The organism is Malaciobacter mytili LMG 24559 (assembly GCF_003346775.1).
GTDB lineage: Bacteria > Campylobacterota > Campylobacteria > Campylobacterales > Arcobacteraceae > Malaciobacter > Malaciobacter mytili.
Map to the genome: position 1 here is coordinate 581,208 of NZ_CP031219.1, position 19,925 is coordinate 601,132.

18 protein-coding genes are annotated in these 19,925 nt (G+C 27.9%); 4 read left to right on the plus strand and 14 right to left on the minus strand.

Annotated features, from left to right (window positions below):
* Positions 1 to 84: 84 nt before the first annotated feature.
* Positions 85 to 1,098, minus strand: coding sequence for an OmpA family protein (locus tag AMYT_RS02925; protein ID WP_114841075.1), 1,014 nt, complete (start codon positions 1,096 to 1,098; stop codon positions 85 to 87).
* A 79-nt stretch (positions 1,099 to 1,177) separates the two neighbouring features.
* Positions 1,178 to 2,110: a ribose-phosphate pyrophosphokinase gene (locus AMYT_RS02930; protein WP_114841076.1), complete on the minus strand. Its 933-nt coding sequence runs from the start codon at positions 2,108 to 2,110 to the stop codon at positions 1,178 to 1,180.
* 186 nt (positions 2,111 to 2,296) lie between these two features.
* On the opposite strand from AMYT_RS02930, the gene AMYT_RS02935 reads away from it, so the two are divergent.
* Positions 2,297 to 3,406 (plus strand): Opr family porin, encoded by a 1,110-nt coding sequence (locus tag AMYT_RS02935; protein WP_114841077.1) that lies wholly within the window; start codon positions 2,297 to 2,299, stop codon positions 3,404 to 3,406.
* Positions 3,407 to 3,456: 50 nt separating this feature from the next.
* On the opposite strand, the gene mnmA is transcribed toward AMYT_RS02935, so the two are convergent.
* From mnmA to AMYT_RS02950, 3 genes are all read right to left on the minus strand, one after another.
* The gene (gene mnmA, locus AMYT_RS02940; protein WP_114841078.1) at positions 3,457 to 4,494 is read right to left on the minus strand and encodes a tRNA 2-thiouridine(34) synthase MnmA; all 1,038 of its coding nucleotides are present in this window, start codon (positions 4,492 to 4,494) and stop codon (positions 3,457 to 3,459) included.
* The gene (gene folK / locus AMYT_RS02945; protein WP_114841079.1) at positions 4,487 to 4,972 is read right to left on the minus strand and encodes a 2-amino-4-hydroxy-6-hydroxymethyldihydropteridine diphosphokinase; all 486 of its coding nucleotides are present in this window, start codon (positions 4,970 to 4,972) and stop codon (positions 4,487 to 4,489) included. The genes mnmA and folK overlap by 8 nt, the downstream gene beginning before the upstream one ends.
* Positions 4,973 to 5,076: 104 nt before the next feature.
* Positions 5,077 to 6,102, minus strand: a complete 1,026-nt coding sequence (locus tag AMYT_RS02950) for a M24 family metallopeptidase (RefSeq protein WP_114841080.1) — start codon at positions 6,100 to 6,102, stop codon at positions 5,077 to 5,079.
* 66 nt (positions 6,103 to 6,168) lie between these two features.
* Between AMYT_RS02950 and aroQ the strand changes: the two genes are divergently transcribed.
* The 3 genes from aroQ to sppA are packed head-to-tail and all read left to right on the plus strand — an operon-like array spanning position 6,169 to position 8,751.
* On the plus strand, positions 6,169 to 6,642 hold the full coding sequence (gene aroQ / locus AMYT_RS02955) for a type II 3-dehydroquinate dehydratase (RefSeq protein ID WP_114841081.1): 474 nt from the start codon (positions 6,169 to 6,171) through the stop codon (positions 6,640 to 6,642).
* Positions 6,643 to 6,647: 5 nt separating this feature from the next.
* Entirely contained in the window at positions 6,648 to 7,871 is a 1,224-nt protein-coding gene (gene mqnF / locus AMYT_RS02960) for an aminofutalosine deaminase family hydrolase (protein ID WP_114841082.1), read from the plus strand.
* The gene (gene sppA / locus AMYT_RS02965; RefSeq protein ID WP_114841083.1) at positions 7,864 to 8,751 is read left to right on the plus strand and encodes a signal peptide peptidase SppA; all 888 of its coding nucleotides are present in this window, start codon (positions 7,864 to 7,866) and stop codon (positions 8,749 to 8,751) included. Before mqnF ends, sppA begins: the two co-directional genes overlap by 8 nt.
* A 74-nt stretch (positions 8,752 to 8,825) precedes the next feature.
* Here the strand turns inward: sppA and AMYT_RS02970 are convergent, their stop codons facing one another.
* The 9 genes from AMYT_RS02970 to AMYT_RS03010 form a co-directional block, all read right to left on the minus strand.
* The gene (locus AMYT_RS02970; protein ID WP_114841084.1) at positions 8,826 to 10,028 is read right to left on the minus strand and encodes an acetate/propionate family kinase; all 1,203 of its coding nucleotides are present in this window, start codon (positions 10,026 to 10,028) and stop codon (positions 8,826 to 8,828) included.
* A 35-nt stretch (positions 10,029 to 10,063) separates the two neighbouring features.
* A complete protein-coding gene (gene pta, locus AMYT_RS02975; RefSeq protein ID WP_114841085.1) occupies positions 10,064 to 11,062 on the minus strand; it encodes a phosphate acetyltransferase in 999 nt (332 codons plus the stop codon).
* A 209-nt stretch (positions 11,063 to 11,271) separates the two neighbouring features.
* Positions 11,272 to 12,471 carry an acetate kinase gene (locus AMYT_RS02980; RefSeq protein ID WP_114841086.1) on the minus strand — a complete coding sequence of 400 codons (1,200 nt, stop codon included), beginning with the start codon at positions 12,469 to 12,471 and terminating at the stop codon, positions 11,272 to 11,274.
* Positions 12,472 to 12,544: 73 nt separating this feature from the next.
* Positions 12,545 to 13,162, minus strand: coding sequence for a 3'-5' exonuclease (locus tag AMYT_RS02985; protein ID WP_114841087.1), 618 nt, complete (start codon positions 13,160 to 13,162; stop codon positions 12,545 to 12,547).
* A complete protein-coding gene (locus tag AMYT_RS02990; RefSeq protein ID WP_114841088.1) occupies positions 13,155 to 14,996 on the minus strand; it encodes a putative nucleotidyltransferase substrate binding domain-containing protein in 1,842 nt (613 codons plus the stop codon). Before AMYT_RS02990 ends, AMYT_RS02985 begins: the two co-directional genes overlap by 8 nt.
* A 154-nt stretch (positions 14,997 to 15,150) precedes the next feature.
* Positions 15,151 to 16,803 (minus strand): cation acetate symporter, encoded by a 1,653-nt coding sequence (locus AMYT_RS02995; RefSeq protein WP_114841089.1) that lies wholly within the window; start codon positions 16,801 to 16,803, stop codon positions 15,151 to 15,153.
* Positions 16,803 to 17,117: a DUF485 domain-containing protein gene (locus AMYT_RS03000; protein WP_114841090.1), complete on the minus strand. Its 315-nt coding sequence runs from the start codon at positions 17,115 to 17,117 to the stop codon at positions 16,803 to 16,805. Before AMYT_RS03000 ends, AMYT_RS02995 begins: the two co-directional genes overlap by 1 nt.
* A 246-nt stretch (positions 17,118 to 17,363) precedes the next feature.
* Positions 17,364 to 17,996: a 3'-5' exonuclease gene (locus AMYT_RS03005; RefSeq protein WP_114841091.1), complete on the minus strand. Its 633-nt coding sequence runs from the start codon at positions 17,994 to 17,996 to the stop codon at positions 17,364 to 17,366.
* Positions 17,996 to 19,810 carry a DUF294 nucleotidyltransferase-like domain-containing protein gene (locus AMYT_RS03010; RefSeq protein WP_114841092.1) on the minus strand — a complete coding sequence of 605 codons (1,815 nt, stop codon included), beginning with the start codon at positions 19,808 to 19,810 and terminating at the stop codon, positions 17,996 to 17,998. Before AMYT_RS03010 ends, AMYT_RS03005 begins: the two co-directional genes overlap by 1 nt.
* Positions 19,811 to 19,925: the final 115 nt, after the last annotated feature.

The window sequence follows — 19,925 nt, forward strand, 5'->3', positions numbered from 1 at the left end:
GCGATTATATCTAATTTTATGTTAGGGAGTAATTAAGTTTAAGATTAGTAAAAAAGATAGATAAAAATCTATCTTTTTTTTAAGTTATTTTTGAATAGTAGCTTCTACTCTTCTATTTTGAGCTCTACCATCTTTTGTATCATTTGTAGCAAGTGGTTTTGATTCACCATATCCAAAAGATTTTAATCTATTTTCATCAATATTATAAGCTTTTAAAGCTTTTACAGTTGATGCAGCTCTTCTTTCAGATAGTTTTTGGTTATATTCATCACTTCCAATTGAATCAGTATGTGCTTCAATTTTAGCTTTAGTGCTTGGATATTTTTTCATAAATTCAGCAAATTTTTTAATTTTTGAATCATATGAGTTATTGATTTTTGCACTATCAAAATTAAAATTAATATTTAAATCTACTTTTAAAGAACAACCTGTTTCATCTACAATATCACCTTTTGGAGTATTTGGACACTTATCTAATGAATCTACAACTCCATCATTATCTGAATCTAATTCAACAGGTGTAGGCTCAATAACTTTTTGTTCAACAACTGCTGGTTTTTCTTCCACAACAGGAGCAGCTTTTTTACCAAAAGGTATTGCTAATCCAACTGTATAAATTAGATTATTATCACCATGATCAGTTTCAATTAAATGTCTAATATCAGTTTTTAATGCCATGTTATCATTGATTTTATATTTAAAACCTACACCATAGTTTCCAAATAAACCACTTTCATTTTTAAAAGCTTCATTTTGATAAACTTCAACTCCAGCTCCAATTAAAGCATATAAAGAACTTTTAGCTGATAATTCATACTCTTTAATTAAGTTAGAGAAAATTCTTGTTACAGATGTATCTTTATTATCTGAATAATCAACATCTCCAAGACTTGTTAAGAAACCTAATTCAATTTGATCAAACATGCTATTTTCAAGATTGAAGCCTAAACTTAATCCCCCCACTCCATAGTGGTCATCCAAATTCATATTACCTTCAGTTACTACTCCTCCAACAAGTGGAGTAATTTCATATTTATATTCACTTTGCGCAAATACTAAACTTGCACACGCGATTGTCGATAATAACAGTTTTTTCATAATTTTTATCCTTGTAAAAAATAATTTTTGATATTATACCAAAAATTATATTTTATATTATTTAAACATTAAAAATAGTTTAATATTTAAATATTGAGTTTACTGATTCATTATTGTGAATTCTTTTAATTGTTTCACCAATAATCTCAGAAGCCGTTAAAACAGTAATTTTACTAGAAGTTTGTTTTGATGGAATAGTATCTGAGATAACTAATTCATCTAAAACACCATTTTCAATTCTTTCATAAGCTGGACCACTTAATACTCCATGTGTACAACATGCCATCACAGAAGTTGCACCTTTCTTTTTAAGTACTTCAGCTGCTTTAACTAATGTACCAGCAGTATCAACCATATCATCTACAAGGATAACATCTTTCCCATTAACATCTCCAATGATATTCATAACTTCAGAAACATTTGCTTTTTCTCTTTTTTTATCAACAATTACTAAATCATATCCTAATTTATTAGCATAACTTCTAGCACGTGCTACTCCACCAATATCTGGACTTGCAATAATTGGATTAGCTAATTTTTTAGATTTTATATAATTAACAAACATAATAGAACCAAATAAATTATCAACTGGTACATTAAAAAAACCTTGAATTTGTGCAGCATGTAAATCAATAGTAATAACTCTGTTAATCCCTGCTTTTTCTAATAAATCAGCAACAAGTTTTGCAGAAATTGGAACTCTAGGAGCAGCTTTTCTATCTTGTCTTGCATATCCATAATAAGGAATAACAGCAGAAATTGATTTTGCACTTGATCTTTTTAATGCATCAATCATAATTAATAATTCCATTAAATTGTCGTTTGTTGGAGCACAAGTAGGTTGAATAATAAATACATCTTGACCTCTAACACTTTCTGTGATTTGAACAGAAATCTCTCCATCACTAAATTTATTTAGGGTTGCTTCACCTATTGGTTCATTAAGATACTCACCGACTTTCCTAGCAAACTCAGGGTTCGCAGAACCACTAAAAAGTTTAAAACATGACATTATAATTTTCCTTGAATAAAGTATTTATTTTGCGATTTTATCTAAATTCTTCTTATATAGAATTTAGGAATAAAATTATAAAAAATAACTTTTGAAAATGTCTAATTTATATACAAATAAACTGTATATAATATTTTCTAAGGGTGTTATAATGATGATGTTTTTCTAAAAATCGAAAGGGGAAATATGAAAAAAATTAGTTTATACACATGTGCATTACTTTTAAGTGCTTCTACATTAGTAGCAGCAGATTCTATTGATGAAGCATTTAAAAATGGTAAAGTAAGCGGGGATATTACTTTATATACTATAAAAACTGATAATAAAGATGGGGTAAAAAACTCAGGTTTTACAGCGGGAACTATTGGATTAGGGTATGAAACAGATTCTTATAAAGGCTTTAGCGCGAAAATGGCTTTTAGAGGCAATCATGAGTTTTCAGAAGTAGAAGAAGATGATTATGAAAACTCTTTTGTAAACGATGCTATTATAACAGAAGCAAATATTAAATATGCAAATAAAGATTTCTCTTTAACACTTGGTAGACAAGTAATTGATTTAGAGTGGTTAGGAGATTATAATGAAGCAGTTGTTGCTGCAATAACTGCAATTCCTGATACAACAATTGTTGCAGGATATACACATAGACAAGCAACTTCAGATGAAGATGAAAGTTCAGATTTTACTGAACTTACAAAAAAAGGTGCTTATGTTTTAGATGTAAAATATAATGGTATAAAAGATGTAGAATTTAATCCGTATTTTTATTCTGCACCTGATGCTGTTGATTTTTATGGTTTAAAAGCCTCTTATTCATCGGATATTTTTAGTGCAATTGCACATTATGCTTCAAGTAATGTGGATAATAAAGCTAAAAATGATACAACAGATGATGGAAATATTTTAAATTTAGAAGTTGGTACAACAATTGCTGGTATTAGTGCAAGCATTGGTTATATTAAAACTGATAGTAAATATGGAATTGGGTTAATGGATACATATGGAGATAATATAAATCTTATGGATTCAGGAAATCAACTTTATAGTGCTGATGCTAAGACTTTTTATGGAACATTAGGATACGAGGTTGCAGGTATTGAGTTAGGGGCTTTATATAGTGCTACTGAATATAGTTCATCAAATTATGATGAAAATGAACTTAATTTAACTGTTGGATATAAAATAACAGATTCTTTAAGTGTGGGAGTACTATACGTAAATATTGATGCAGATGATAAAGATTCAGATACAAATGATAATGAATATGCTAGTTTGACTCTTTCATATAGCTTTTAGCAAATAAATCTAAGAGAGTTTTCCTACTGCTCTCTTAGATTATTTAAAGCTTATTTAGTAGCGCTTGTAATCCAACCACTTCCAATTACTTTTTCACCCATATAAAAAACTGCCAATTGCCCAGTTGCAACACCAAATGCAGAATTTTCAAGTTTAATAGTTGCAGTATCATTTTCAATAGATACCTCACAAGGAATTGTAGTACTTCTATATCTTAATTTTACACCACAAGTGAAATTTTTATCTTCAACATACATATTTAGTTGATTTGCAAGTACATTATTAACTTCTAATGAATCTTTCTTTCCTACTATAATAGTATTATCTTTTGGATTTAAAGATTTTACAAAGTGTGGGTCATGGGCTCCATGAACTGTAAAACCTCTTCTTTTACCAATTGTATAGTGCATATAACCTTTATGAGTTCCTACTTCATTTCCTTCTTCATCAAGTACAACTCCTGGTTGGTCAATATTTGCATGTTTTTTAATAACATCAGTATATACTGTATCAACAAAACAAATCTCTTGAGATTCATTTTTTTCAGTAATTCTTTTATAAGCATCACCTAATTTAGCCCCAAACTTAATAATATCTTCTTTTTTATATGTACTCATTGGAAACATCATATATTCTAATGCTTCTTTTTCAACTTGAGAAAGAAAATAACTTTGGTCTTTTGTTTTATCATCTGCTTCATAGATAAACTTCCCATCTGTTTTTGCATAATGTCCAGTTGCTAAATATGATGCACCATTTGCTTTAGCAAATTCAAGCATTTTTCCAAATTTAATCTGTCTATTACATTTTACACATGGGTTTGGAGTTGTTCCTTCTAAATATGAGTTTACAAAATAATCATAAACCTCTTTAGTAAATTCATCAGCAATATCTAATACATGGTATTTAATACCAAGAAATTTTGCAACATTTTCTATATAGCCGATATTTGACTCGTGATAACCATCAGTTCTATTATGAAGTTTTAAATAAACTCCTTCTACCTCATATCCTTCTTGTTGAAGCATATAAGCTGTAACTGATGAATCAATACCACCACTCATACCTACCATTACTTTTTTAGCCATTTAACATCCTTTCTAAGGGAATAACTACGGACTCTCTTGTATGCCAAAACTTATGTGGAATAGTTAATTTATCTGTATTGATTTTTTTATTATGAAAAAAAATTATATCAATATCAAGTGTTCTTGCAGCATTTTTAAAAGAGCGAGTTCTTTTGAATCTATTTTCTAATCTTTGCATATTTTTAAAAAACTCATTAACGCTAAGATTTGTTTGAAGTGCAATTATACCATTTAAAAAGTGATTTTGTTCCAAAAAACCAAAAGGAGGGTTTAAAAGTAGGGGGCTTGTCATAACTATATCAAATCTAGTATCACTCATAAAATATAAGAATAACTTATCAAATCTTTTTTTTACATTTCCTAGATTCCCCCCAATTCCTATAGTTACAAAGTATTTTTTTCTTGATTGCTTTTTTGAAATATAAGGAAAATTGCTACTATAGTATAGTGTCAAATCATCATTTAATTTTTTTTTCATATTTCTCCAAAAAATAAAAGTATAGTAAAATAGTCAAGTTTATTTTTCTTAAAAAATATGAAATATTATATAAAATATATTAAACTTGACTAAAAAAGTAGGGATTATAAGATTATAGCTTTTCCATCTATCATAGCAACTGTATCTTCAATTCTAACTCCAAACTCATTAGGAAGATAAATACCAGGTTCGATAGTAAATACCATATTCTCTTCAATAATAGTATCTGATTTTGAACTAATTATTGGAAATTCATGAATATCAAGTCCCACTCCATGACCTGTACTATGTACAAAATATTTTCCATATCCTGCTTTTGTAATTATATCTCTTGCAAGAGAATCAATTTGAGATGCTTTCATTCCTATTTTTGCATGTTTAATAGCAGTTTGTTGAGCTTTTAAAACTAAATCATAAATTTTTTGATGTTTTTTATTTTTAAATTTTTGTTCTCTTTTAAAAGAAAAATTTTCAAAATCAACATGTGAAGTACACGTTCTATCTGAACAATATCTTTTATATTTTATTCCTGCATCAACTAAAAGTAAATCATTTAATTTTAATCTTTTTTTAGTTGGAAGTGCATGGGGTTTTGCTGCATTTTCATTTATTGCAACTATTGGGTCAAAACTTAAAGCAAATTTTCCTTGCTGACTCATCTTTTCAATAGCTTTAAAATTTATAAATTGTTCTTTTTGTTCAAAACCATTTTTTCTTATATATTTAGCAAGATTTTTAAAACCTTCTCTACCTAAAATTGCAGCTTTACTTAAGATGGCTATTTCATCATCACTTTTAACTACTCTTTTTAATTTTGAAAAGTTTAACTCTTCAATAAATTCAATATCCAATTCGCTAGATAATTTTGAATAAGCATAATAAGTAAAATCATTTGGGTCAAAAGTAAGTTTTTTTATCTTACTATCTTTTAATAAAGCTTTTGCAGTAGTCAATAAATCATTTGCTTCAATAATTGAACAATCTTTTGCATACTCTTTTGCTTCAAGAATATATCTTGCATCAGTAAGAAAAAACTTTTCACTTCCTAAACTAATAAATATCACATTATCGCAAGAAAATCCACATTCATAGTAGATAGCATTCTCATCTCTTAGTATATAGTTTTGCATAACTCATCTTTCATTAACAAAAATTTTAATATAATCTTACCTAAATTTTATAAAAGGAAATATAATATGAAAATCGCAGTGATACAAGGTCCAAATTTAAATATGTTAGGTGTAAGAGAAAAACATATTTATGGTCCTATGACTTTAGATCAAATCCATGAACAAATGAAAGCAAGTGCAGACCAACACGGAGTTGAATTAGAATTTTTTCAATCAAATTTAGAAGGTGAAATTGTAGATAGAATTCAAGAGTGTTTAGGAGAAGTAGATGGAATTATTATTAACCCAGCTGCATATTCTCATACTTCTATTGCAATAAAAGATGCTTTAAGTGCAGTAAGTCTTCCTGTTGTAGAGGTACATATTTCAAATATTTATAAAAGAGAAGAGTATAGACAAAAATCAATTACAGCTGGTGCAAGTACAGGAGTTATTTCTGGATTTGGTCCTTTTGGATACCATTTAGCACTAATTTCATTAATGCAAATGATCTCAGAAATTAAAGCAGTACAAGAAGCACACGACGCAAAAGAACAATAATTAAAATGAAAATTTTAGCTGCAAAGTGGGTTTTTACCTGCGATGAAAACAGTGGCATCATAGAAGATGGTGCTATTGTTTATAATAAACAAATTATAGATGTTGATACTTTAGAAAATATTCAAAAAAACTATCCATCAGTTGAAATTGAAAGACTAGAAGAAAATTCTGTTTTAATGCCCGGATTAATTAACTCTCATGTACATTTAGAATTTAGTTCAAACTCAACTACTTTAAAATATGGAAATTTTATGTTATGGCTAAATTCAGTTATTGCTTCAAGAGATGAATTAGTACAAAAAGCAAATAATAAGTTAATTTCTAAAAAACTTGAAAAGATGAAAAAAAGTGGAACTACAACAATTGGTGCTATTTCATCTTATGGTTTTGATATGCAAGCTTGTTTACAAACACCTATTAATGTAGTATATTTTAATGAAGTAATAGGAAGTAAAGCAGATATGATTGATGCTTTATTTGCTGATTTTAAAGCAAGACTTGAAAATAGTATAAAAAATCAAAATGAGAGTTTTTTCCCTGCAATTGCTATACACTCTCCTTACTCTGTTCATCCAGTTTTAATTAAAGAGAGTTTAAAACTTGCAAAAGAAAAAAACTTAGCAGTTAGTTCTCACTTTTTAGAATCTCCTGAAGAGTTTGATTGGTTACATAAAGATGAGGGTGGATTTTTAGAATTTTTTAAAAACTTTTTAGGACAAGAAAAAGCTGTAACTAAACCTATGGAATTTTTAAACCAATTTGAAGGATTAAAAAATCTTTCATTTACCCATTGTGTAGAAGCAAGTGATAATGATTTAGCAAAAATAAAACAATTAGATGCAACAATTAATCATTGTGTAACTTCAAATAGAGTTTTAAATAATACAAAATTAGATTTAGAAAAATTAAAAGGAATTAATTTTGCCATAGGAACAGATGGACTTAGTTCTAATAACTCTTTATCTATGTTTGATGAATTAAGAAATGTATTAATGATGCATGTGGATTTTGAAATAAACTCTTTTGCTTCAAAAGTTTTAAAAGCTGCTACAATAAATGGTGCTAAAGCTTTAGGTTTAAATAAAGGAGAGTTGAAAAAACAAAAAGATGCAGATATAATTGCTATAACTTTGCCTGATAAAATAAAAGCTAAAGAGGATTTAGCAACACATATTATTTTACATACTAAATATGTAAAAAGAACAATTATTGGAGGAAAAGATGTTTAATTTTTTAAAATGGTTATTTTCTCCTATTATTGCTATTTTAGATTTTATTACAAAATATTTTAAAACAGTAGTTTTTTTAACAATTATCTATTTTGTAGTTTTTGATACAAATGAAGCAACATTAACTTCAACTCAAAGTAATGCCAATTTACAAAAAATTGAGTTAAATGGCCCAATAATGGATGCTTCAAAAGTACTTGAGCAAATTACACAAGCAAAAAATAGTAGTAATATAAAAGGAGTTTTATTTGTAGTAAATTCTCCTGGTGGAGCAGTTGCTCCTTCAGTTGAAATTGCTTATGCAATAAAAGAGTTAAGTGCACTTAAACCAGTTGTAGCTTATGCAAGTGGAGTGATGGCTAGTGGAAGTTATTATGCTTCTATTTGGGCTAATAAAATTATTGCAAATCCTGGTAGTATGATTGGTTCTATTGGAGTAATTTTTCAAGGTGCTAATGTTGAAGAGCTAATGGAAAAAATAGGTGTAAAAACACAAACAGTTAAAATTGGTAAATATAAAGAAGCAGGAACACCTACAAGAGCTTGGGCTACTTATGAAAAAGAAGAACTTGAAAAAGTTATAAATGATACATATGATATATTTATAACTGATGTAAGTAGTGCTAGAAAATTAAAAAAAGAAAATCATAAAGAGTTTGCTGATGCTCATATTTTTACTGCAAGACAAGCAAAAGCTGTAAAATTAATTGATGAGGTAGCAACTTTAACTTATGCACAAAATGAACTTATAAAGTTATCTAAAGTTAGTTATCCAATTTGGAAAAAAGAAGATAAGTTTGATAAGTTTTTAGATAAATTAATTAGTGAAGCAGTTACAAATTTTTCTGTAAAATTTATGGATGGATTAAAAGCATATTAAATTAATTTTTTTAAATAATAAAAAAAGGGGAAGTTTTTAAAGCTTCCCCTTTTTTATTTGTGAAGTATATTTGTTTATTTTTGAAGTCCAGAAACGATTTTGTATGTATCATTTGCAATAACATACTCTTCATTTGTAGGAATAACAAAGATTCTAGCAGCAGAGCTATTTGTAGCAATATCTCTAGCTTGGCTTGATCTTTTATTATTTTTAGTAGGGTCAATAATTAATCCCATTCCATCTAGACCTGCACATACAATTTCTCTAATTAAAGCAGAATTCTCCCCAATTCCACCTGTAAAACATAAAGCATCAACACCATCAAGTGCAGCAACATATGATCCAACATATTTTTTAATATTATAAGCAACCATTTCCACTGCTAATCTACATCTATCATCACCTTCTTGCATACCTTCTAATACCTCTCTAAGGTCAGAAGATTTTCCAGAAATACCTAAGATACCTGATTTTTTATTCATAATATCTAAAGTTTCATTTATAGTAAGTCCTTCTTGACTCATCATATAAGAAATTGCACCAGCTCCTACATCTCCAGCTCTTGTTCCCATCATTAAACCTTGAACAGGAGTAAGACCCATAGAAGTATCAATACATTTTCCATTTAATACAGCAGAAACAGAAGAACCATTTCCTAAGTGACATACAATAATTCTTGTATTATGTTTTTTATCTAGCATTCCTCTTGCTTCATTTGAAACAAAGTAGTGAGAAGTTCCATGGAAACCATATTTTCTAATTCCATGTTTTGAATATTGTTCATATGGTAAAGCATACATAAATGCGTAATCAGGCATTGTTTGGTGAAATGCTGTGTCAAATACAGCTACATTTGGAATACCTGGCATTAATTCTTGACAGATTTCCATTCCCATAATATTTGCTGGGTTATGTAAAGGTGCTAAAGGAATTAATCTTTTCATAGTTTCAATTACTTTTTCTGTAACCATAACTGAAGAAGCAAACTCTTCACCACCATGTACTGCTCTATGTCCAATAGCTTCAATATCATTAATAGAATTAATAACTTTACCCTCTCCCTCTGTTAAAGTTCTTAATACTAATTCAATAGCTTCTTTATGTGTTGGCATAGAAACATCAATTTTTAATTTTTTACCATCACCAAACTCATGCTTTAAAACACCATCAATACCTATTCTTTCACAAATACCTACTGCAAAAACTTCTTTATTAATTGGATTCATTAATTGGTATTTTAAAGATGAACTTCCCGCATTTAAAATAAAAACTTTCATATTTTACTCTCCCTCTTTTGTTTAAAATATATTTATTAATCTACTACTTGTGTTGCTGTAATTGCTACTAAATTTGCAATATCCTCAACTGAACAACCTCTTGATAGGTCATTAACTGGTTTTGCTAAACCTTGAACAATTGGTCCATGAGCATCTGCACCTGCAAATCTTTGAACTAATTTATATCCAATATTTCCAGATTGTAAATCAGGGAATACTAAAACATTTGCAGTTCCTGCAACTTTACTTTCAGGAGCTTTCTTTTGACCAATTGATGGAATAATTGCAGCATCAGCTTGCATTTCACCATCAAATTTAAAATCAACATTTCTATCTTTTAAAATTTGAACTGCTTGTTGTACTTTTGATACAAGTGGATGTTCTGCGCTTCCCATTGTAGAAAAAGATAGCATAGCAACTCTTGGATCTAATCCTACAACATTTTTTGCAGTTGCAGCAGTACTTGCAGCAATATCAGCTAATTGTTCTGAATTTGGATCTGGTAAAACTGCGCAATCAGCAAATAAAATTAATCCATTGTCACCAAATTGCCCATCTTTTGTCTCCATTATAAATGCAGAAGATACCGTATTAATACCAGGAGCAGTTTTAATAACTTGAATTGCAGCTCTTAATACATCAGCAGTAGGAGAGTTTGAACCTGCAACTAATCCATCTGCATCTTTAAGTCTAACCATCATACAACCAAAAAATCTAGGTTCAGTTGTCATAATTTCAGTAGCTTCTTGCCTTGTTAAACCTTTAGATTTTCTAAGCTCAACTAATTCATCAATATATGTATCAATATTATCAAATTTCTTTGGATCTACAATCGTAGCACCATCAATATTTGCACCACATTTTTGTGCATCAGCTTTAATAGTCTCTTCATTTCCAATTAGGATAATATTAGCTGTTTTATCTTCTAAAACTTGTTGTGCAGCTTTTAATACTCTTTCATCTTCTGGTTCAGGAAGAACGATAGTTCTAAGCTTTGTTTTAGCATTATTTTTAATACTATTAATTAGACTCATTTATATATCCTTTATTTAGATTCGTTATAAATTATAAAAGAAAAGTGTAGCATTAAAATAGCAATAACATAGCATTTTAAAAAAAAATCTATACATTTTATAGGGGTTTTGTATAATAATTGTACATATTTAGTAAAAAAGTATAGAAGTTGTGAAGAATTTTATAAAAATTTAAAGAGCAAAAAATAAATAAGTAAAAGCTGTGGCTTTTACTTATATAAATCTTTTACTAAAGTATAAGTGTCATTTGCAATAACATACTCTTCATTAGTAGGAATTACAAAAATTTTAGTTTTTGAAGACTCAGTATTTATCTCTCTTTTTCCTGATTGTCTTGTATCATTTTTTTCTTTATCAAGTTCAATTCCCATAAACACTAGGCCTTGACAAACTTTTTCTCTAATAAGGCTAGCATTTTCACCAACACCAGCTGTGAAGCATATAGCATCTACTCCACCTAATACTCCAGCATAAGAACAGATATATTTTTTAATTCTATTACATTTCATATCTATTGATAGCATAGCTCTCTCATCACCTTTTGTACTAGCTTCTATTATCTCTCTTAAATCAGAACTAATTCCAGAAATACCTAATAGTCCAGATTTTTTATTTAAATAATCAACTATTTGTTCTGCACTCATCTCTTTTTTTTGCATTAAATAAGAAATTACTGCTGGATCTAAATCACCACTTCTAGTTCCCATAACAAGACCTTCTAAAGGAGTTAATCCCATCGAAGTATCAATAGATTTTCCATCTTTAACTGCACAAATTGATGAACCATTTCCTAAGTGACAAACAATAATTTTTGAATTTTGTTTATTTAGTAGTTTTGAAGCTTCATTTGACACAAAGTAATGGCTAGTTCCATGAAAACCATATTTTCTAACTCCATGCTCCTTATAATCTTCATAAGGTACAGCATACATATAAGTGCTAGGTTCCATAGTTTGATGAAATGCCGTATCAAATACTGCAACATTTGGTTTTCCAGGCATTAGTTCCATACAGATTTTAATACCCATAATATGTGCAGGATTATGTAAAGGTGCAAGTGGAATAAGTCTTTCTAATTTTGCAACAACATTTTCATCTATAATTACTGATTTTGAAAAATATTCTCCACCATGAACAACCCTATGTCCAATAGCATCAATATCTTTTTCAACTGAATCAATAACTTTTTGTGCTCCATTTGCTAAAAGATCTAAAACTAACTCAATAGCCTCTTTATGAGTTGGAAGATTAACTTCTTTTACTGTTTTAGTACCTTTTGCTTCATGCACTAGTCTTCCATCAATACCAATTCTTTCTGCAAGTCCTGATGCAAATACATCATGAGTTGCATGATTCATTAGTTGGTATTTTAAAGATGAACTACCCGCATTTAAAATTAACACTAACATATTTTTTACCCTTTCTTGTAAAATTGATAAATTATAGCCAAAGGTTATGTAAAAAATATGTAATATTTATGTACTAAATTTTAACTTTTGCCTGATTTTTAAGTTTTAGAAACATCATTGCAGTCATAACTGCATCATTATAAGCATCATGTTTCCCCATTTTAGGAATTTCTAAATCTTTCATAAGAGTATCAAATCTTAAATCTATATGCCCTTGAGGAATTGCTTCCATTTTCCAGTCATAATATATAGCTGAAACTTCATAGGCTTTATTTGGAAGTTTAATTCCCAATTTTTTAATAAGATACTTATTAATCATTGCTATATCAAATTCTAAGAAGTAACCTACTAATTTTCTATTTCCTATAAATTGTAAAAATTCTTCAATAACTTCATCAATATCTTCAGCATCTTCTAAATCACACTCTCTAATATAATGAACTTTAATTGCCTCTTCTTGTAGTTTGGTTTTAGGTTTTATAAACTTAACAAATTTTTTACTTGCAACTATAGTATTATCTTTTATTAAAACTGCACCAATAGAAATAATATCATCTTCTTTTGGATTAAGACCTGTTGTTTCACAATCAAAACAGATATATTCATTTTCTAAAGGTTTATCAAATAAATATAAGTACTTAGAATCTTTTAAATTTTTTTTATTAAAATAGTTTCTTATTTTATTAAACATAGTTCAACTTATAATGGTATTCTAATTTTTTCTTTAATTTATTTACAATTTTAAAACTATCTTTTAATAAATCTTTTTCCATTGTATTTAAATCTTCAGGATTAATATAATTATTGATATTTTTTCCAGAATCTAATTTTTCTAGATTTGATTTTAGTTTTAATGTTAGTAAAAAATTAAAAGCTTCTTCTAACTCTTTAGAGAACTCCTCTTCTAAAATATTTAAACTTTGCAGTTCTCTAATTCTTTTAATAGTATTTGTTCTTAGTAATTTATTTTCTAAACTTAAAGCTCTTATACTTTGAACAATAATAAAAATACCACCTCTTTTTATATCAATTTCATTTTTATGGTTTTTATCATTGCTATCAAATACAAAACCATCAAAGAAACCAAGGGGTACATCAAAACTTGTAATAATTTTTGCAAAATGCATATAAAAACTTTGAGAATTTGAACCAACTTTAAATAAATACTCTTTTAGTGAAGTTAAAAGTTCTAAATTTCCACTTGCACATACTGCATCATAAAAAATTGCTAAATTCATAAAATCATCACCAGTTTTTCCTGAAACCCAAGAAAATAGTAACTCTTTAAAGTCACTATGTCTTCTACACCAATAAGGATTTGATACCATAATATTTCCCTCACATCTAGGAAAACCAAAATCCACTAATATTTCAGTGAAATTTTTAGCAAATTTATGTATTTCTTCATTGCTTAAAGAACAATCATCTGCAATTATTAGGGCATTATCTTGGTCTGTTTTAAGAATTTGTTCACCTCTTCCTTCACTTCCCATAACTAAAAGTGCAGACTTACCTAAAAGTTCTTTTGGTGCAGTTATATTAAAGATTTTATCAAGTAGTTTTCTATTTAATTGGTTAATTAATTTAGAAATAAATGTGATTTTTACACCTTTTGCATTTAGTGATTTTATAATTTTTAAAAATCCATTTGAAATATTTTTTAACTCTTCTAATGTTTCAGCTTTATCAATTTTGCTTGAAACTGAAAAAGTATGAGTAGCAAAAAATGAAGATAAAGAGATTTGGTCTATAATTCCTACAATTTCATTATTATCATTTTTTACAACCAATCTTTTAAGTGCGTGCTTTGACATAATAAGTTGTGCATTAAATAAAAAATCATTTTCATTTACATAAACTAAACCACTATTTGAAATCTTACCTACTATATCATCAAAATCCATTCTATTTAAGATTACTTTTTCTCTAAAATCTGAGTCTGTTACAATATATATTTCTCCTTTATTATCTTTTAACAATAAAGTAGGAACTTTTTCTTTTTTTATTGTTGTAACTGCATCATAAATTGAAGTTTCATAAGGTAGAATTATTGCTCTGTGAACATTTGCATCTTTAACTTTTGCAACCATTATATTTGCTAAATCTTTATTCTTTTCATAAAGTAAATTGCTATTTAATTTTTCAGAAATTGATTGAAAAAAGTATTTTTCAAGTTTTTGATTTCTTCTTAAAATATCAATAAATACCTTTCTTGGTAAGGTATAACAAATAGTTTCTTGTGCTGTAATAAAACTATGTTTAGAAAAATTTTCTATTAAAGAAACTGGATCAAAGAATTCATTTACTGAGTAGATTGATAAAGTCTCTTCATCAAGTTTTTCTTGAACAATACCTTTCATTATCAAATAGAGTTTTTCAGGTTTTTCTCCCTCTTTTTGTAATATTTCATTTTTTTTAAAATATAAAATATCAAGATTTTGAGAAAACTCTTCTATTTCAGTTTTATTTAACTGATCAAAAGGATAGATTGATTTTATAAAGTTTATTTGTTCTTGCGTGCTCATTTTTTATCTTTATAGTATAATTTATATGTTTAAAGATTATCATATAAATAATCATAAAAGACTGAGAAAATTATTAATAAATAAAAGAGTTATGGTTAGAAAATAATATGTTTCAAATAGTAAAAAATTAAAGAGGCAAAGACCTCTTTAATCTTTAGTGGCTTACAGCACCTTCAGCACCAAAACCAGTTTCAGCTCTAACATTTTGAGCTTCAAAAGCAATTCTTTCATCTTTTGCTCTTTGAGACTTATCAGTAATTGAGAAGAACCATATAGCAACAAATGCCACAGTTACAGAGAATAGTGCAGGGTGTTTATAAGGGAATAATGCCTCAGCATTTCCTAAAATTTGTACCCATACAATAGGCCCAATAATAACTAGAATTACAGCTGTTAATAATCCTAAAGAACCACCAATTACTGCACCTCTTGTTGTTAATTTTGACCAATAAATTGATAAAAATAAAATTGGGAAGTTTGCTGATGCGGCAATAGCAAATGCAAGACCAACCATAAATGCAATATTTTGTTGTTCAAATGCAATTCCTAAAAGAACTCCAACAATACCAATAACAATAACTGCGATTTTAGAGATTCTAATCTCTTGCTCTTCAGTTGCATTTTTATTAATAACTGATGCATAAATATCATGAGAAATAGCACTTGCTCCTGCTAGTGTTAATCCAGATACAACTGCTAAAATAGTAGCAAAAGCAACAGCAGAGATAAATCCTAAGAATACATTTCCACCAACAACATGAGATAGGTGAATTGCAGCCATATTATTTCCACCAAATAGTTTTCCATCTACAAAATATTTTGCACCCTCAGGAGAGTTAAGAAAAACAATTGCACCAAGACCAATTACTGCAATAACTAAATAGAAATATCCAATAAATCCTGTTGCATAAACAACAGATTTTCTAGCTTCTTTAGCATTACCAACTGTAAAGAATCTCATAAGAACATGTGGAAGACCAGCAGTTCCTAACATAAGTGCCATACCAAGAGAAATAGCAGAGATAGGGTCAGAAATAAATCCACCTGGTGCCATAATAGCTTGACCTTTTGTGTGTGTCTCAACAGCTTTAGTAGCTAAGGCTTCAAAACTAAATCCAAAATGCATTAATACCATAAATCCCATAAATGAAACCCCTGATAATAATAAAATAGCTTTAATAATTTGAACCCAAGTAGTTGCAAGCATACCACCAAATGTTACATAAACAATCATCATAACACCAACTAGAATAACTGCATATTCATACTCTAATCCAAATAGAACTTGAATAAGTTTTCCAGAACCTACCATTTGTGCAATTAAATATAAAGTTACAACAGATAATGAACCAAAAGCAGCTAGTGTTCTAATCTCTTTTTGTCCAAGTCTATAAGCAGCAATATCTGCAAATGTAAATTTACCTAAGTTTCTTAATTTTTCAGCCATTAAAAATAAAATTACAGGCCAACCAACTAAAAACCCAACTGCATAAATAAGTCCATCATAACCACTTAAATAAACAAGTCCAGAAATACCTAAAAATGAAGCTGCAGACATATAATCACCAGCAATTGCCATTCCATTTTGAAATCCAGAAATTCCTCCACCTGCTGTATAGAAATCACTTGCAGATTTAGTTCTTCTTGCTGCCCAATAAGTAATAGCTAAAGTACCAGCAACAAATATAAAAAACATAATAATTGCAGGAATATTTAGCTCTCTTTTTGATGCTTCAAAGTTTGCATCTCCTGCTGCTAAAAGTGAAATAGCAAAAATTGTTGTTATTAATAATAAAATTCTAGCCATTATAATTCATCCTTTACATCTTCTTTAATTGCATTTGTTAAATCTTCAAACTCACCATTTGCTCTTTTAACATAAATTAGTGTTGTAAAGAAACTAATTATAATAATTGCTGCTCCAATAGGAAAGCCAATTGTCATAACTCCATCACCTGTTTTCATACCCATAATGCTTGGATTAAATGCTATAGTTAAAATGTAAGCATAGAACATAACTAAAACAAAAATTCCTAACTTAAGTGCAAAACTAGTTCTTTTTGAAACTAATTCTTGATATTTAGGATTAGCTTTAATTTTGTTTACTAATTCTTCATTCATACTCTTCCTCCTAAAGTATAGTGAAATTCACACTATTAGCGAAGCTATTTTAATACTATTCAAAGTACCTTAAAATCGACTTCGTAGCATTAAAATAGCATTGGCTATCTAGTGTTTCATTATACTCACAAAACTTCTTTTGTTCTAGTGAAAAGTGACAGTTTAAGTCTAATTTAATTCTAGGAAGATACTAAAGTAACTTTTTGTAACGGATATTTAAAAGTTGTGTATTTTGGAGTAAATTCGTTAATTTGTATAAAAAGTTGTTTTAGCTGGAGTTTTATCTTTTAATTTTAGAAAAATCATTGCTGTCATAATTGCATCATTAAGTGCATCATGTTTTCCAAGTTCTGGAATATCCAAATTTTTCATTATTGTATCGAATTTTAAATCAACAAATTCATATTCACTTGAACGTTTTTTTGTTTTATAATACATTGAAGAGACTTCAATACTCTCATTTGGAAGTTTTATTCCTATATATTGTTTTGTATATTTTGATATTATTGCTATATCAAATTTTATATAATAACCTATAATTGGTCTTGAACCTATAAACTCTAAAAGCTTATAAATAGCAACTTTAGGTTCAGTTGCATTTTGCAAATCAATAGGTCTAATTTGATGAATTTTAATTGATTCAGCATTTACTTTAGAAGAGGGTTTTAAAAAAATATTAAAGTTTTTTCTCATTATTACTTTATTATCTTTTATCATAACAGCACCAATAGAGATAATCTCATCTTTTCTAGGATTTAAGCCTGTTGTTTCACAATCTAAACAGATATATTCATTTTTAGGGGCTTCGTCAAAAAGATATAAAAAGTTTTTATCTTTTAATCTACTAATTTGAAATTTTCTAATTATATTTTTAAACATTATGAAATCTTATCTATTTTAAAGGTATATACAATAAATTTTTTAAAAGCAATTACAATTTTTAAACTATCTTTTAAAAGGTCTCTTTCTATTTTTCCTAAGCTATGAGTATCAACTTCATTATTAATTTTTTGCTTATTTAAAATTTGTTCTAATTGAGCTTTTAATCTTAAAGTACATAAAACATCAAAAGCCTCTATAAGCTCATTTGCCATATCATTTTCTAAAATTTTTTTATCTTGTAAAATTTTGATTCTTTTTACTGTCGTTGTTTCTCTAATCTTTTCCCTTAATGCTAAACTTCTAATACCTTGAACAATTGGGAAAATCCCTACTTTTTTAATATCAATATTATGAGTTTTTGTCATAAAACTTGCAACTGTTGTTGGAGTATCAAAAGTTAAAGTTGCTTTTGCAAAATATGCCATAAATACATCTTTATCATGCAATTTATTAAATAAATTATCTTTTAAATTAATTAATAAATCTTTATCTCCAGCAACTGCAAAAGAGTCAAAGAAAATTGCTAAATCCATATAGTTTTGCATATCTGGAGCTTCTATCCATCTTGCAGTTTCATTTTGGTAATCTTTTACATTTTTACACCAAAAAGGATTTGATACCATAATATTGCCTTCACAACGAGGATAACCAAAATTTATTAAAGTTTCTGTCATTTTTTGCATATATGGTCTATATTGTTCTACTTCTATCCCATCTTTTATAACCAATGCATTATCTTGGTCTGTTTTTACTATTTGCTCATTTCTTCCTTCACTTCCCATTACTATAAAACAAGCATTTTTTTGAAGTTCAGGTGGAACTATTAGTTGGTAAAGTTTTTTATATACTTTTGTATTTAATTGACCAATTAAATTTGAAATATGATTTACTTTTACGCCTTTTGCATTAAGTGTTCTAATTATATTGATTAAATCACTACTTGCAAGTTTTAATTCTTCAATAGTTTTTGCTTTTTTTATTTGAGTATCTACCACATAAGTATGGTTTGCAAAGTGTGATAAAACATCAAGTTGTTCTAAAATACCTATTAACTCATTGCTACTATTAGTTACACCAACTCTTTTAATACCTTTTTTAATTAAAAGTGTTAAAGCTTCAAATAAATAATCATCATTATGAACAGTTAAAAGTGGGAAAATTGCTATATCTTCAACAAAAATATTTAAATCTCTTCCTTCAAGTAAAACTTTCATTTTTAAAAGTGAATCAGTAATAATTCCATACTCATTATCTTTTTTTACTATTATTGTGGAAGTTTTATATTCAATAGATTTTGCAATTGCATCTGTTAGTTTAGTATTTTTTTCAACTATACATGCTTCATGAATTAAAGTATCTTCAACTCTTGAAATCATAAAAGAAGATAATTCAGAAGTATATTCTTTATTTTTAAGTGTTTGGATTTTATTTACTAGATTATTTAAAAAGAAGTTTTTAAATTCACTATTTTCTTCAATTAGTTCTAAAAAGATTTTTTTTTCTAATTCATAACAAATTAAATCTTCATAAACTTTAAATGTGCTTTTTGATTCCCCATAAATTAAAGAGTTAGCATCAAATGAATCCTCATGGTGATAATCCATTACTAATTCCTCATCTTTATATTCGTGAACAATTCCTTTTATAATTATAAAAAAGTAATTTGGAATATTTTCAGGGTTTATAAGTGTTGAATCTTTTGGATAATATGCTATATCCATATGATTAATACATTTATCCATCTGCTTTTCATCTAAAACTTCAAAGGGATGAATATTTGATAAGAAGGCTTTTTGATCGCGAAGACTCATAATTTTTCCTTTTTCTAGCACTCTTGTATGCCAAAACTTTTTATACCACTTCGCGCTATGATATAAAAAGTATTGCGATTATACTAAGATTAGCATAAAAGAGAGCTATAAAAAG

Coding starts and splice junctions, on each gene's coding strand:
- AMYT_RS02925 (WP_114841075.1), bottom strand. CDS start 1,098: ATGAAAAAACTGTTATTATCGACAATCGCGTGTGCAAGTTTAGTATTT.
- AMYT_RS02930 (WP_114841076.1), bottom strand. CDS start 2,110: ATGTCATGTTTTAAACTTTTTAGTGGTTCTGCGAACCCTGAGTTTGCT.
- AMYT_RS02935 (WP_114841077.1), top strand. CDS start 2,297: ATGAAAAAAATTAGTTTATACACATGTGCATTACTTTTAAGTGCTTCT.
- mnmA (WP_114841078.1), bottom strand. CDS start 4,494: ATGGCTAAAAAAGTAATGGTAGGTATGAGTGGTGGTATTGATTCATCA.
- folK (WP_114841079.1), bottom strand. CDS start 4,972: ATGAAAAAAAAATTAAATGATGATTTGACACTATACTATAGTAGCAAT.
- AMYT_RS02950 (WP_114841080.1), bottom strand. CDS start 6,102: ATGCAAAACTATATACTAAGAGATGAGAATGCTATCTACTATGAATGT.
- aroQ (WP_114841081.1), top strand. CDS start 6,169: ATGAAAATCGCAGTGATACAAGGTCCAAATTTAAATATGTTAGGTGTA.
- mqnF (WP_114841082.1), top strand. CDS start 6,648: ATGAAAATTTTAGCTGCAAAGTGGGTTTTTACCTGCGATGAAAACAGT.
- sppA (WP_114841083.1), top strand. CDS start 7,864: ATGTTTAATTTTTTAAAATGGTTATTTTCTCCTATTATTGCTATTTTA.
- AMYT_RS02970 (WP_114841084.1), bottom strand. CDS start 10,028: ATGAAAGTTTTTATTTTAAATGCGGGAAGTTCATCTTTAAAATACCAA.
- pta (WP_114841085.1), bottom strand. CDS start 11,062: ATGAGTCTAATTAATAGTATTAAAAATAATGCTAAAACAAAGCTTAGA.
- AMYT_RS02980 (WP_114841086.1), bottom strand. CDS start 12,471: ATGTTAGTGTTAATTTTAAATGCGGGTAGTTCATCTTTAAAATACCAA.
- AMYT_RS02985 (WP_114841087.1), bottom strand. CDS start 13,162: ATGTTTAATAAAATAAGAAACTATTTTAATAAAAAAAATTTAAAAGAT.
- AMYT_RS02990 (WP_114841088.1), bottom strand. CDS start 14,996: ATGAGCACGCAAGAACAAATAAACTTTATAAAATCAATCTATCCTTTT.
- AMYT_RS02995 (WP_114841089.1), bottom strand. CDS start 16,803: ATGGCTAGAATTTTATTATTAATAACAACAATTTTTGCTATTTCACTT.
- AMYT_RS03000 (WP_114841090.1), bottom strand. CDS start 17,117: ATGAATGAAGAATTAGTAAACAAAATTAAAGCTAATCCTAAATATCAA.
- AMYT_RS03005 (WP_114841091.1), bottom strand. CDS start 17,996: ATGTTTAAAAATATAATTAGAAAATTTCAAATTAGTAGATTAAAAGAT.
- AMYT_RS03010 (WP_114841092.1), bottom strand. CDS start 19,810: ATGAGTCTTCGCGATCAAAAAGCCTTCTTATCAAATATTCATCCCTTT.